The 12472-nt window shown below is 41.0% G+C and carries 15 protein-coding genes; 5 read left to right on the top strand and 10 right to left on the bottom strand.

Annotated features, from left to right (window positions below):
• Positions 1–11 precede the first annotated feature (11 nt).
• Entirely contained in the window at positions 12–659 is a 648-nt protein-coding gene (locus tag NW213_RS07545) for a YwqG family protein (protein ID WP_154044006.1), read from the bottom strand.
• A 138-nt stretch (positions 660–797) separates the two neighbouring features.
• On the opposite strand from NW213_RS07545, the gene NW213_RS07540 reads away from it, so the two are divergent.
• Both NW213_RS07540 and NW213_RS07535 read left to right on the top strand, forming a co-directional pair.
• On the top strand, positions 798–1283 hold the full coding sequence (locus NW213_RS07540; protein ID WP_258322369.1) for a GNAT family N-acetyltransferase: 486 nt from the start codon (positions 798–800) through the stop codon (positions 1281–1283).
• A gap of 28 nt (positions 1284–1311) precedes the next feature.
• On the top strand, positions 1312–1902 hold the full coding sequence (locus NW213_RS07535) for a YqgE/AlgH family protein (protein ID WP_258322368.1): 591 nt from the start codon (positions 1312–1314) through the stop codon (positions 1900–1902).
• A gap of 10 nt (positions 1903–1912) precedes the next feature.
• On the opposite strand, the gene NW213_RS07530 is transcribed toward NW213_RS07535, so the two are convergent.
• Genes NW213_RS07530 through recR form a run of 3 tightly spaced genes read right to left on the bottom strand, consistent with a single transcriptional unit; the run spans position 1913 to position 3521 of the window.
• A complete protein-coding gene (locus NW213_RS07530) occupies positions 1913–2440 on the bottom strand; it encodes a GNAT family N-acetyltransferase (RefSeq protein WP_258322367.1) in 528 nt (175 codons plus the stop codon).
• Positions 2425–2889, bottom strand: a complete 465-nt coding sequence (locus NW213_RS07525; RefSeq protein ID WP_258322366.1) for a hypothetical protein — start codon at positions 2887–2889, stop codon at positions 2425–2427. Before NW213_RS07525 ends, NW213_RS07530 begins: the two co-directional genes overlap by 16 nt.
• Positions 2890–2903: 14 nt before the next feature.
• The gene (recR, locus tag NW213_RS07520; protein ID WP_258322365.1) at positions 2904–3521 is read right to left on the bottom strand and encodes a recombination mediator RecR; all 618 of its coding nucleotides are present in this window, start codon (positions 3519–3521) and stop codon (positions 2904–2906) included.
• Between the two features lie 88 nt (positions 3522–3609).
• On the opposite strand from recR, the gene NW213_RS07515 reads away from it, so the two are divergent.
• Both NW213_RS07515 and yihA read left to right on the top strand, forming a co-directional pair.
• Positions 3610–5070, top strand: a complete 1461-nt coding sequence (locus tag NW213_RS07515) for a sodium:solute symporter (RefSeq protein WP_258322364.1) — start codon at positions 3610–3612, stop codon at positions 5068–5070.
• Between the two features lie 36 nt (positions 5071–5106).
• Positions 5107–5712, top strand: coding sequence for a ribosome biogenesis GTP-binding protein YihA/YsxC (gene yihA, locus NW213_RS07510; protein WP_154044013.1), 606 nt, complete (start codon positions 5107–5109; stop codon positions 5710–5712).
• A gap of 90 nt (positions 5713–5802) precedes the next feature.
• Here the strand turns inward: yihA and NW213_RS07505 are convergent, their stop codons facing one another.
• The 3 genes from NW213_RS07505 to NW213_RS07495 all read right to left on the bottom strand — a co-directional run bounded on the left by NW213_RS07505 (position 5803) and on the right by NW213_RS07495 (position 9139).
• The gene (locus NW213_RS07505; RefSeq protein ID WP_258322363.1) at positions 5803–6342 is read right to left on the bottom strand and encodes a hypothetical protein; all 540 of its coding nucleotides are present in this window, start codon (positions 6340–6342) and stop codon (positions 5803–5805) included.
• Between the two features lie 3 nt (positions 6343–6345).
• Positions 6346–8211 carry an ABC-F family ATP-binding cassette domain-containing protein gene (locus tag NW213_RS07500; RefSeq protein ID WP_258322362.1) on the bottom strand — a complete coding sequence of 622 codons (1866 nt, stop codon included), beginning with the start codon at positions 8209–8211 and terminating at the stop codon, positions 6346–6348.
• A 103-nt stretch (positions 8212–8314) separates the two neighbouring features.
• Complete coding sequence (locus tag NW213_RS07495; protein ID WP_258322361.1) at positions 8315–9139, bottom strand: DUF3805 domain-containing protein; 825 nt, start codon at positions 9137–9139, stop codon at positions 8315–8317.
• 252 nt (positions 9140–9391) lie between these two features.
• On the opposite strand from NW213_RS07495, the gene NW213_RS07490 reads away from it, so the two are divergent.
• A complete protein-coding gene (locus tag NW213_RS07490; RefSeq protein ID WP_258322360.1) occupies positions 9392–9565 on the top strand; it encodes a hypothetical protein in 174 nt (57 codons plus the stop codon).
• A 113-nt stretch (positions 9566–9678) separates the two neighbouring features.
• Here NW213_RS07490 and NW213_RS07485 read toward each other — a convergent pair whose 3' ends face one another.
• The 3 genes from NW213_RS07485 to NW213_RS07475 form a co-directional block, all read right to left on the bottom strand.
• On the bottom strand, positions 9679–10455 hold the full coding sequence (locus NW213_RS07485) for an MBL fold metallo-hydrolase (protein WP_258322359.1): 777 nt from the start codon (positions 10453–10455) through the stop codon (positions 9679–9681).
• An 85-nt stretch (positions 10456–10540) separates the two neighbouring features.
• Entirely contained in the window at positions 10541–11554 is a 1014-nt protein-coding gene (gene murB, locus NW213_RS07480; protein ID WP_258322358.1) for a UDP-N-acetylmuramate dehydrogenase, read from the bottom strand.
• A gap of 19 nt (positions 11555–11573) precedes the next feature.
• Positions 11574–12443: a DUF4348 domain-containing protein gene (locus NW213_RS07475; RefSeq protein ID WP_258322357.1), complete on the bottom strand. Its 870-nt coding sequence runs from the start codon at positions 12441–12443 to the stop codon at positions 11574–11576.
• Positions 12444–12472: the final 29 nt, after the last annotated feature.

Genomic DNA, 12472 nt, shown 5'->3' with positions numbered 1-12472 from the left:
TTACAAAAATATCACGACGAAAGAACAATGGCTCGGACATTATCGAAACAATGTTGCTTCAGATCAGAAGGAGAAATCAAGAAGTCAAGCACTCCTACATCCATAAAATTCAGGATGAAATCATCACCTTCGAACGAATCTACCTGCAATAAAATCTGCCAGTCCTCATAAGGATGATCCCAATTATCCCATTGTCTGAACTGCGGTTCTGCCAACAAAGCATGCTCGTCCGAATCATCATTTTTACTTAGACTGAAATCGATCTTTATCTCATTGGGAACAATAAACTCTGCATTTCCATTATCAGGCTTTACCTCGCGAACACCTTCCGACATAGGGAAATATATAACCTTAACAGCATTTGAATTGCTGACAACACCTCCAATGGGAGTTGCACTATTATAATCGCCAATATAACTTCCCATTATTGCAAAAAACGACAAAACACCATTATGAGGAAGAATATTATTTATATCGTACGGAGCAACATCTGCAAGATTAATCTGGCACAAAAAATTATAATTACATTTATTCCCTTCTTCATCCACATATTCAGGAAAGGAATAATCCGAAGGCAAATCAGGATTTCCCCAAAATCGTGAAGTACCGCAAGGCAACTTTTCACCAACATTTGACAATATAAGATGAACAGGTATCATAGTATTATCTTTTTAGATATAAAATATATATTACGTATATAAACAAAAATAACAATTATATTTATAATAATGAAGTTTTAGAACAAAATATTAGAAGAATTGTTGTATATTTGTTATAAATATACAAAAACGAGACCGATGATAACAAAAGTAACAGAAAACGATGCAGCCGAAATAGCTGCCATATATAACTACTATATACGCGAAAGCGTAGCCACTTTCGATACAGAAGAATGGCAAACAGAAAAGATGGAACAACGTATCATTACATTGTCCTCATCTTATCCATATATTGTTTACCGAACAGAAGATGGAAAAATTGCCGGTTTTTGCTATGCCCACCCATGGAAAGAAAAAGATGCATACAGCCGTACACTTGAAACCACTGTATATGTATCTCCAGAACATACTGGATGCGGAATAGGACAGAAACTAATGGAAGAACTGATTGATATTTGCCGTAAAAAAGGTTTTATGACACTCATAGCATGTATCACAGAAGGAAATGAAAACAGTTTCAGGCTACACCGAAAATTAGGATTTAAGCAAGTATCACATTTCAAGAAAGTAGGAATGAAATTCAACCGGTTTCTTGATGTGATAGATTATGAGTTAATTCTTTGAATAAAATAATTTATAAGAAGATACAAATATGTACGAAGATTTATTCCAAGTAAAATCAAACGACCTCACTCCTACGACAGGCAGAATTCTCATAGCATCGCCACTCATAAACGATTATCATTTTCAAAGATCCGTAGTAATGCTGATAAATAGCGAAGAGAAAGGTAATCTTGGGATAGTTCTGAACAAAGAACTAAAGGTTCAGATGTCACTCAATGAACTTGTACACGAACTGGATGATGTCCCAAGAATTCCTCTATACAAAGGAGGTCCCGTGAACCGATACAATTTATCTTTCATCCATGACATTCAGGAGATAGACCAGTCCATACCTTTGGGAAACGGCCTGTTCTTGAACGGAAGTTTCAACCTGATGCTTAAATATATAAAGCAGGGAAATCCTATAGAAGGCAGGGTACGCTTCTATATGGGACTTGCAGGATGGAATGAAGGACAGCTGCAAGCTGAAATAGATAATGACACATGGATTATAAGTAATCCACGAAAAGATATAATTATGGGAGAAGATATCGGTAATATGTGGAAAAATAGTCTGGATATAATGGGTGAGCCGTATAGTACATGGTCCAAATATCCGTTGATACCATCGATGAACTGATATCTTATAATTACAAGGCGGCTATCTTCTGATATAAGCACACATCATAATATTTATTACCTCTTCTGATCCACGATTTGAGTACGGCAATTTCTGTAAACCCACACGAATCAAACACAGAACGTGCCGCAACATTATCGTTTCGGACATAAGAATACAACTGATTTATCCCTATAAATCCGAAACAATGTGCTTCCATTCCGGAGATTGCCGCCTTTGCTATACCCCTTCCTCGAAACTCCGGCAACACGACAATTCCAATCTCTGCCTTATTATTTCTGACATCGAAATCGAACACATCAACCATTCCTGCTATTCTTCCGTCCTGAAGCTCTATCATCATCCTCAATTGCCTGTCTGTAAAAATATCATTAGTATTCTCGGCAATATACTGCTTCATCTGGTAGCGGGTATATGGTCCTGTATTTTCGCTACTATGCTCCCACAGCAAAGGATCATTCTCCACAGCCAGCATTATTTCCAGATCCTCAGGCTCCGGTGCACGAAGAATAATGTCGCTCATCATAAATCCTCCCATTCTGTTTTCTGCAAGTCAAGTTCAGAAAGCATACGTCTTCTGCCAGGAATGCATAACATAGTAGCCAAGACTGCCATGCCACCACAAAGAATACCTGTAGTATCCATTGTCCAATAATAAAGCGAGATATTGAACACTGCAACAACAAGCAGAAGTATAATTCTAACCTCGCTCCAACGGCGATAACTCTTCAAGGCTTTTTCTATATTCAGGTTCTTTATATACTTTGTCAGAGACAGATTGAAAATACGAAGCGACATAGGAATAAGACATATGGCCAACAAGACTCCGGTCAGCTGTGCCACATATTCCGCATTGGCATTACCCACAAGAGCACCCTCTTCCAATACCTCACATTCATATCCTGCAATAAGAGCAATAATAACAACCCATGCCAATATAAATTCAATCTTTAATAATCTCAATAATCCTTCTATTTTCTGTTCCATCACAATTCCTTTTATTACATTTTTCCCGTAAACTCAATTCTGTTTACTATAGAACGTCCCAAAGTAACCTCATCTGTGTATTGCAGTTCGTCGCCTATCGAAATACCGCGCGAAATCACGGACACCTTCACATCAAGTCCGTTCAGTTTGCGGAAGATATAGAAGTTCGTACTGTCACCCTCCATAGTAGAGCTCAATGCCAGAATTATCTCTTTCACTCCACCGGCCTTTACACGATCCACAAGACTGTCTATCTGCAAATCATTCGGTCCCACACCATCCATAGGAGAAATCACACCGCCCAGCACATGATACAATCCGTTAAACTGCTGGGTATTCTCTACAGCCATCACATCGCGGATATTTTCAACCACGCAAACGATTGAAGAATCGCGCGACGGTGTGGAACATATCCGGCAGACATCCGTATCCGAAATATTATGGCATACCTTACAGTATTTCACCTCATGCTTTAATGTGACTATCGCATTGCCGAACGCCTCTACAGCCTCGGTGTCCTGACGCAAAAGATGCAGTACAAGACGCATCGCAGTCTTTCTTCCTATACCCGGCAATCGTGAAAACTCGTCAACGGCCTTTTCCAAAAGTACCGATGGATATTGTTGGTTCATTGTGTCTTTTTTTTGAGTTTGTTAGTTTACTTCAAGCCGCAAAAATACAAAAAATCTGATTATCTTTGTGCTTTAATTTACTATTAACATGAACGGCATATTCATTCTAATCACAATAATAATCTATTTCGGAATATTACTTGGCATATCGCGTATAACAGCCCGCAGACATTCGGACAACGATGCATTCTTCCGGGGCAACCGCCAGTCACCATGGTATATAGTATCATTCGGAATGATAGGCGCATCACTGTCCGGAGTAACATTCGTTTCTGTACCAGGCATGGTGAAAAATATAGACATGACCTACATGCAGACATGTATGGGCTTCTTTGTGGGCTATCTGATAATAGCTCACGTACTCCTCCCCCTATACTATAAGCTGAACCTTACGTCAATATACACATATCTGGGGCAAAGGATAGGCAGATATTCATACAAGACGGGGGCTTCATTCTTCCTCATATCAAAAATGTTAGGAGCAGCTGCCAGGCTCTACCTGGTATGCATTATCCTGCAACACTACGTATTCGATGACTATAACATACCGTTTGCCGTGACAGCCATAGGAACCGTATTGTTGATATGGCTATATACACACAAAAGCGGCATACGTACGATAGTATGGACAGACAGCCTTCAAACACTGTGTCTCCTACTTGCCTTGGGACTGATACTATATAATGTGGCAGACAAGCTGAACCTGAATGTAGGCGGAGTGATAGACACCATAAAGAACAGCAGCGAAAGCCGTATCTTCGTTTTCGATGACTGGCAGTCGAAACAGAACTTCTTCAAGCAGTTCTTCAGTGGGATATTCATAACCATAGTAATGACAGGACTTGACCAGGACATGATGCAGAAGAACCTCTCCTGCCGTAATCTTAAAGAAGCACAAAAAAATATGTACTGCTACGGAATATCTTTCGTGCCGGTAAATCTGCTTTTCCTTTCATTGGGTATCCTGCTCATGGTAGCAGCCACACAGATGAACGTAGCCATTCCGGCTAAGGGCGACGACCTCCTTCCGATGTTTGCAGCAGGCGGTCATCTGGGATATGCAGTACTGGTTTTCTTCACCATAGGAATAATAGCGGCAGCATTCTCCAGTGCCGATTCCGCTCTAGCGGCACTGACAACAAGCTTCTGTATAGACATTCTGAATACGGACAAATATAGTGAAAAGAAAGCCGAGAGAGTAAGAAAAATCACTCATCTTGGCATAAGCATAGTGTTCGTGGCATGTATTCTGATATTCGAAGCCATAGACAGCCAAAGCGTGATAGACACTATATATACGCTTGCATCATATACCTACGGTCCTCTGCTGGGACTTTTCTGCTTCGGACTTTTCACCCAATTAAGGCCACGCGACAAATATGTACCTTATATAGCAATTTTATCACCTGCCATATGCTACATAATAGACATTCTCACATTCAATGCCACAGGATACAAGTTCGGTTACGAAATGCTGATGTTCAACGGTTTTCTCACATTCATGGGACTTGCCGCATTGAGTTTGAGGAAGAAAAGGGTAAGTTGTTAGTTTTTAATTGTTAGAAAATTTATAAAAGACATATATATGGAAATAAAAAGTGCAGAATTCACAATAAGCAGCTCAAGAGCTGATATGTGTCCAAAATCGGATATACCGGAATATGCTTTCATAGGCCGTTCCAACGTGGGAAAATCCAGCCTTATAAATATGTTGACAAAGAAGCCGAAGCTAGCCATGACTTCATCAACTCCTGGTAAGACTCTGCTTATCAACCATTTCCTGATCAACAAGGAATGGTATCTTGTCGATCTTCCTGGATATGGATTTGCATTGAGAGGCAAGAAGATGATGGAAAAGATCAAGAACCTCATAGAATACTACGTTCTTGAGCGCGAACAGCTTACCTGCCTTTTTGTACTAATAGACAGCCGTCATGAGCCTCAGAAAATCGACCTTGAATTCATAGAATGGCTTGGCGAAAACGGTGTTCCGTTTGCAATTATATTTACCAAAGCCGACAAACAGACTGTAGGCAAGACAAGACAGAACGTAAACAACTACCTGAACAAGCTGAAAGAGCAATGGGAAGAATTGCCTCCTCATTTCATTTCTTCATCTGAAAACGGTACAGGCAGACAGGAGATACTTGACTATATAGACGGTATCAACAAATCACTGAAAGAACAATAAAAAATTAATCCGCTATATACTTCTTTGATAGATGTATAAAGCGGATTAATTTTTATAATCGTTTTCTGAGCAAGAAATACAAAACATTACCTACACAAAACGTACATCTTTCAATATCTTCTTCATCACATTACGTCTGGCCGTCTTCAGTCCTGAAGATAAAGACTCAGCAGATATTATTTCAAGACAATTGCTTAATTCAGACAGAAGTTCCGGAAAGAACCTGCACTGCTCGTATGCCAGCTTCATACACAAAGCACGATTAGAACACGATTCGTGAGACGATTGTATAGTTTCAAAACAGAAATCGATAAAATCGGTACGCAAAGTGTCACATTCAAACGGCTGCCTTAACAGAAGAGTGAGAAGCAAACGTTTCTTTCCCTCATGCCTTTCAGCTATAGCCTTATCAATCAGTTCGTCATGCTTTGCATACAGCCATTTATTGTTCGACAGGTCAAAATAGGTAAACACCCACACGGCATTATATGAAACCCTGACATCCTCATCAGATATCAGGGTATATAGTTCTTCTTTCAGACTGTCGTTGTCCATACCTTGAGTGAGAAAACATATCTCGTGTATGTCGTCCTGACTCAAACGCTGAAGGAGTCTCTTACGGAAATCCATATCCTATCCCTCAATTTCGCTGAGTTCCATCCAGCGCATGGTCTTCTCATCAATCTCGTCAGTAAGTATCGGCAGACGTTTCGACTTTTCAGTAAGTTCGTCCACACTCAATGTACCACTACAAAGAGCATCTTCTATAGCCTTCTTCTCCTCTTCCAGTTCAGCTATTTCCTTTTCCAGTTGCTCAAACTCCTTCTTTTCTTTGAAGGTCATGCGGCGCTTGTCGTTCAGGCGTACTTTCTGTGTCTTCTCCTCCTTTGGTTTGGCAGCTTCCTTTTCGCGATCCTGCTTTGCAAGTTTCCAGTCGCGATAATCAGAATAATTACCCGGGAAGTCACGAATATCACCCTGACCGTTGAACACAAGGATATGATCTACCACCTTATCCATAAAGTAACGGTCGTGGCTTACCACAATAACACATCCCTTGAAGTTCTGAAGATATTCTTCCAATACCTGCAAAGTCACAATGTCGAGGTCATTCGTCGGCTCGTCAAGAACAAGGAAATTAGGATTACGCATAAGTACAGTACAGAGATACAGACGTCGTCTTTCGCCACCACTCAACTTATACACGTAACTGTGTTGAGTCTCCGGAGTGAAAAGGAAATGCTGCAGGAACTGCGATGCTGTAAGCCTCTTGCCGTTACCCAACTCTATCACTTCTGCAATATCAGTTATCACGTCTATAACCTTCATTTGCTCGTCAAACTGAAGTCCTTCCTGCGAATAGTAACCGAAACGCACTGTCTCACCTATATCCAGGCGTCCGCTGTCAGGCTTTTGCAATCCCATAAGGATTTTTATAAAGGTTGACTTTCCTGTACCGTTGTTTCCCACGATACCCATCTTTTCATATCGCGCAAAGACATATGAGAAATCGTCAAGAATCTTCAAATCGCCGAAACTCTTATAAAGATGATCAGCCTCAAATATCTTAGAACCGATGTATGAAGCCTTCACATCCAGCTTCACGTTCGAATCGTTCATTCTTCTTTTAGCTACCTTCTCCAGCTCATAGAAAGCCTCCTCCCTATATCTCGCCTTGTGTCCGCGTGCCTGCGGCATACGGCGCATCCATTCCAACTCGGTACGGTAAAGGTTGTTGGCCCTCGCTATTTCCGCATTTGCGGCATCTATCCTCTCCTGGCGTTTCTGGAGATAATAACTGTAGTTTCCTGTATATGAATATACCTGCTTGTTGTCAAGCTCGATAATCTCGGAGCATACACGGTCAAGGAAATATCTGTCATGAGTCACCATAAGCAGGCTCAGAGTACCACGTTTGAGATATTCCTCCAGCCATTCTGTCATATCGAGGTCCAGATGGTTGGTTGGCTCATCAAGTATAATCAAGTCCGGCTCTGTGATAAGCACATTGGCAAGAGCCACACGTTTGAGCTGACCTCCGGACAATTGTTTTATTTTCTGATTGAAATCCCTGATTTTCAACTGCGAGAGAATCTGTTTTGCCTTCCTTTCATAGTCCCATGCCTTTTCGTGCTCCATGCGTGCCAGCAAGTCCTCCAATCCGGGATTTCCTTCGGTCTCCATACATTTCTCATATTCTTTTATGAGCTGCACCACAGGAGTACCATGATAGAAACATGCCTCAAGCACAGTTATATCGTCAGGGTAATGCGGACTCTGTTCAAGATAGCCAACACGGAGGTCGCGACGAAAAGTAATCTTTCCATCGTCATAGCCTTCCTTTCCGGCAAGAATGTTAAGCAAAGTAGTTTTTCCGGAGCCGTTCTTCGCTATCAGACCAATACGCTGTCCCTCGGCCACTCCGAAAGATATTGAATTGAATAGAACCAAATCGCCAAAGGATTTGGTAAGATTTTCTACCTGTAAATATGGAGTCATTTGAGTTTTGTTTATAGTTGACAAGGATACAAGTTGACGAGTTGACAAGGTTAGCATCCGGACGGAGAGCCTTGTCAACTTGTAGCTATAGCCTTGTAATCTTTTAATTATTTATCGCCTTTTCAACCTCAGCCTTGATTTTATCGAATTCAGCTTTCAGACTACATGACTTACCGTTCTTAACCCTGCTCCATACCAACTGCTGCGGATACACCATAACATCAGTTTCGGCAAACTTCAGTGCAGGATACTCTTTCTGTCCGTCTATCACAGTCACCCATTCCATACCGTCCATTTCATTTACCAGTATAGCTCCGAAAGCCATTCCGAAAGACTCCCAGGCCTGACGCTGACTGTTGTTGAATTTGCCGCTATCCATCACCTTCTGAATGCTTACAATATCAGCCTCTGATGAAGTAAAATCTTTTGTAAGCTGTTTCTTGATAGTCATCACAGCCCAGTCGAAACTCTCGTTTATGGCATTGATTTCAAGTACACGCACAGGGATAACCTCTTTCCAAGGTTTCTCTCCCTCGCATCTCACTTTTAATGAATTTATAATATTCTCGGCAGGCTTTATGCTTTCTCCTTTGGCTACAGTGAAAGAACATTCCACAGAGATGTCACCCCTACCTGTAATCCACAGATGCGAAGTGTACCAGTTTCCGTTTTCCTGGAAATTCTCAGTTGAATAGACACACGACCACTCTCCCACCTTCACCAGTCGTGAAGTACGGTTGTTCTTCAATTCATAGTCCATACACTCTTCGGCATACTTCTTGTCCTGCCCTTTGAAAGCAGAGATTCTGAAATTACCGTTCCACTTTTCAGGATTGTAAAACAGGAAGCTGTCTTCTGTATCTTCAAACTCGTTCCATCCTGCCGGATATTCCAGCGAGAACCATGAACCGGGAGAAATATATTTCATATATGAGATAGTTTAGATGTTAATACTTAATTCTGTATGCAAATATAATGCTTTATAAGATAAGATAAAAAACTTTTATCCTGTGAATATGATTTTTCGGGCTGATATAAAACTGTTTTTGCGCTGAGAAAATCTCTAAATATAACTTGTATTTATACAAATTACAGTGTGATTTCTATAAACCACAGTGTAGTTTGTAAAACACAAGTTTGGTTTATAGAAAATAACAACACAAAACATATTTTCTATAATATGAAAAACTTTATAAACACATTCGACAAACATGAAACTAAAGCATCTCTAGTGGTTACAATACGAGATATGCTCTGGCAAGAATTACCGGAAAGCTATCCTGACGAAAGTATTACTTATTACCGCGATGCGGTGTTCAACTATATCAGTCAGAGATATGGAGGAATGGCATAGTCCGAAAAATATTTAAACAGCATTTAAACGGTTTTTAAATACCGTTTGAATGCCGTTTGAATTAAAATTACATTTGCAAGCCTTTTGCAAAACATTTGCAAAGCAATAACCCATCAATACTCTATCACCATTCCGTCGTAAGTCTGATGCATGTGCTCCGGCAACATTTTCTCAACATCTGCATGCAGACCTATATGATGGCTGGCATGTATGAAATATGTTTTCTTTGCAGAAATATTTTTTGCGCGCTCAATAGCCTCCGGAAGGCTTTGATGTGTCCAGTGAGGTTCAAGACGGAGTGCGTTCATTATGAGACAATCCAGATTTTCCAGAAAGACATTGCTTTCTTCAGGCATTTCAGTCATATCAGTAACCCATGCCATATCTCCTATTCTGAAAGCGAGGATAGGCATCTTGCCGTGCATGACTCTGAAGGGAGTGATTTCCACAGTATTGCCATGCATTCCTTCCACAGAAAACGGTTTGCCTGGTTCTATCCTATGCAGAGGTATTCTGGGAACACCCGGATACGGATGTTCGACAAAACAATATGGTATGCGCTGCTGCAGGCGTTCGGCTGTATAATCTTCGGCATAGACAGGCACATCCTTGAACTGGCAGAAAGGACGAAGGTCATCAAGTCCGCCCACATGGTCGTAATGTTCGTGGGTGATAAGTACCGCATCAATAGGTCCGAAATCCTCCAGACGCAACATCTGCTCACGAAAATCAGGACCACAGTCTATCAAAATCCTTACTCCGTCAACTTCTACCAGCCCTGAGCACCTGAGACGCCTGTCGCGAGGGTCGGTACTGGTACACACCGGACATGTACACCCCACTTGAGGTACTCCGGTAGATGTTCCGCTTCCTAATATTGTTATCTTCATAATAGTCAATTTGTATTTTTACTTAAGTTCAACGTTATAAAAGTGACATGGAGCATTAATTTCTATAACTTCTATAACTTCAAAATTAATTAATATAATTCACCTCCGGATGTATATCCACTCCGAACTTATCCTTTACTGACTTTATTATTTCATTTGCAAGATTTGAAATGTCATTTCCTGTAGCGCCACCAAGGTTTACCAAAACAAGGGCCTGTCTTTGATATACTCCTGCTGGTCCTATGTTGCGTCCCTTCCATCCGCAACGGTCTATCATCCATCCGGCAGGAACTTTCACCGTATTATCATCCACAGGATAATGCGGCATGTCAGGATATTCCTCCTGCAACTGTCTGAACTTCTGCGCTGAAACCATAGGGTTCATAAAAAAGCTTCCGGCATTACCTAATTCAGATGGTTCCGGCAATTTGGAACGGCGCACATCTATTATTACGTTTCGCACATTTTCCAGCGAAGGTTCAAGACCTCTTCTTTCCAGCTCGGCACTGATATTTCCGTATGAGAGATGATATTCGGCTTTCTTGCGAAGACGGTATGTGACGTATGTAACAATGTACTTTCCTTTAAGTTCTTCCTTGAAGATACTATTACGGTAAGAATAGCGACATTCACCGTTTGTGAAGACACGTTCGGAAGCATCAGAGACACTGACTGTGTGAACTTTCAGGATTATATCTTTTGCCTCAACTCCGTATGCACCTATATTCTGTACGGCAGACGCTCCCACTTCTCCGGGAATGATTGAAAGATTTTCTGCTCCATACCAACCTTCCGATACGGTATATGCCACAAAATCATCCCACACTTCGCCCGCTCCGGCCTTTATGTCTATCCATTCGTCAGATTCATCTTCTATGCTGAAGCCTTTTATTGCAGAATGTAATATTGTGCCTTTGAAATCGGAAAGGAACAGAAGATTACTGCCACCGCCAATATGCAGCAAAGGCAATGCAACATCACGTGATGCAAGAAATGATTTAAGTTCGTCAACGGATGAATATTCCACAAAACGGGATGCCTTGACATCCATTCCGAATGTATTATATTTAAGTATAGGATAATCTGTATATTCTTTCATTATATATAGGTTATATTTATCAATCGCCCAAATCTTCAAATTTATAGAGTTTCCATTTTCCGTGAACTCTTCTGAAATAAAGAGTATTGCTTAATCCGTTACCAAGACCTTTGAATTCTACGATTTTTGTATTCGACTCTTCAGTCTCTTTCTGTCCGTAACGGATATTGGTAAGTTTTTCTGTCGGCATTGGAGGACGGAAAGCAAACCACTGACCTCTTTCCAATGTGGTCTCAAGAACAGAAAATTCGTCCTCGGGGTCAACAGTGGAGAACAGCAAAGGTTCCGACAATCTTTCAGACTGGAAAATCGAGTCGGAAGCAAACCGATGATAGAAATCATAGAAATCTTCTCCTCCGTGTTTTGTACGTGTCATCTTTTCCTTATTTACCGCTTCCAGATACCAACGGTCGTCCTTCAGTTCGAAATAATATCTCCTGATATGATAATCCGACAAATAAATCCAGTCTATCTGAACGCTCGTTGTTGACGAACCGTTCTCAAGTTCCAGATCTTCTTCCTTGTCGAATATCACAGTGTATAACTGGTCAGAGTCAAACATCGGATCGAAAACCCATTCATCGGAAGTAAGCCTTGTCACTGCGGTATCATCATAGAAAGATACCGGAAAAAGAATACGAGAATGCTGGAATTCCTCATCGGAAGTGAAATAATAAAGAAAATCGATGAAACTGGCATCGGCAGTGGTTGGCACCACTTCATCTACAACAATCAATGTATCCGATAATCCCTCATCGGATGCTAAAACAGAATCGGCCTGCACCAGTTCAATTCCCTGTTCGTCCGACAAAGATTCGGACCTTTTCTGCTGCCCTACACACGACACAACCATGAGCAGCAGGACATATCCCAATAGAATATTTTTCATTTAATTATGCCTAATATAAAACACGCTAC

Source organism: Bacteroides sp. ET336 (genome assembly GCF_024733815.1).
In the GTDB taxonomy this organism is placed as follows: Bacteria; Bacteroidota; Bacteroidia; order Bacteroidales; family Bacteroidaceae; genus Phocaeicola; species Phocaeicola cellulolyticus.
The sequence above is the reverse complement of the archived record's forward strand: the minus strand, read 5'-3'. Positions and strand labels throughout refer to the sequence as shown.

Excerpts from the sequence above, each read along its gene's own strand:
- NW213_RS07485 (WP_258322359.1), bottom strand. The coding sequence starts at position 10,455 with ATGAAGATAACAATATTAGGAAGCGGAACATCTACCGGAGTACCTCAA.
- NW213_RS07515 (WP_258322364.1), top strand. The coding sequence starts at position 3,610 with ATGAACGGCATATTCATTCTAATCACAATAATAATCTATTTCGGAATA.
- NW213_RS07525 (WP_258322366.1), bottom strand. The coding sequence starts at position 2,889 with ATGGAACAGAAAATAGAAGGATTATTGAGATTATTAAAGATTGAATTT.
- recR (WP_258322365.1), bottom strand. The coding sequence starts at position 3,521 with ATGAACCAACAATATCCATCGGTACTTTTGGAAAAGGCCGTTGACGAG.
- NW213_RS07500 (WP_258322362.1), bottom strand. The coding sequence starts at position 8,211 with ATGACTCCATATTTACAGGTAGAAAATCTTACCAAATCCTTTGGCGAT.
- murB (WP_258322358.1), bottom strand. The coding sequence starts at position 11,554 with ATGAAAGAATATACAGATTATCCTATACTTAAATATAATACATTCGGA.
- NW213_RS07540 (WP_258322369.1), top strand. The coding sequence starts at position 798 with ATGATAACAAAAGTAACAGAAAACGATGCAGCCGAAATAGCTGCCATA.
- NW213_RS07535 (WP_258322368.1), top strand. The coding sequence starts at position 1,312 with ATGTACGAAGATTTATTCCAAGTAAAATCAAACGACCTCACTCCTACG.
- NW213_RS07505 (WP_258322363.1), bottom strand. The coding sequence starts at position 6,342 with ATGGATTTCCGTAAGAGACTCCTTCAGCGTTTGAGTCAGGACGACATA.
- NW213_RS07495 (WP_258322361.1), bottom strand. The coding sequence starts at position 9,139 with ATGAAATATATTTCTCCCGGTTCATGGTTCTCGCTGGAATATCCGGCA.
- NW213_RS07545 (WP_154044006.1), bottom strand. The coding sequence starts at position 659 with ATGATACCTGTTCATCTTATATTGTCAAATGTTGGTGAAAAGTTGCCT.
- NW213_RS07475 (WP_258322357.1), bottom strand. The coding sequence starts at position 12,443 with ATGAAAAATATTCTATTGGGATATGTCCTGCTGCTCATGGTTGTGTCG.
- NW213_RS07530 (WP_258322367.1), bottom strand. The coding sequence starts at position 2,440 with ATGGGAGGATTTATGATGAGCGACATTATTCTTCGTGCACCGGAGCCT.
- yihA (WP_154044013.1), top strand. The coding sequence starts at position 5,107 with ATGGAAATAAAAAGTGCAGAATTCACAATAAGCAGCTCAAGAGCTGAT.
- NW213_RS07490 (WP_258322360.1), top strand. The coding sequence starts at position 9,392 with ATGAAAAACTTTATAAACACATTCGACAAACATGAAACTAAAGCATCT.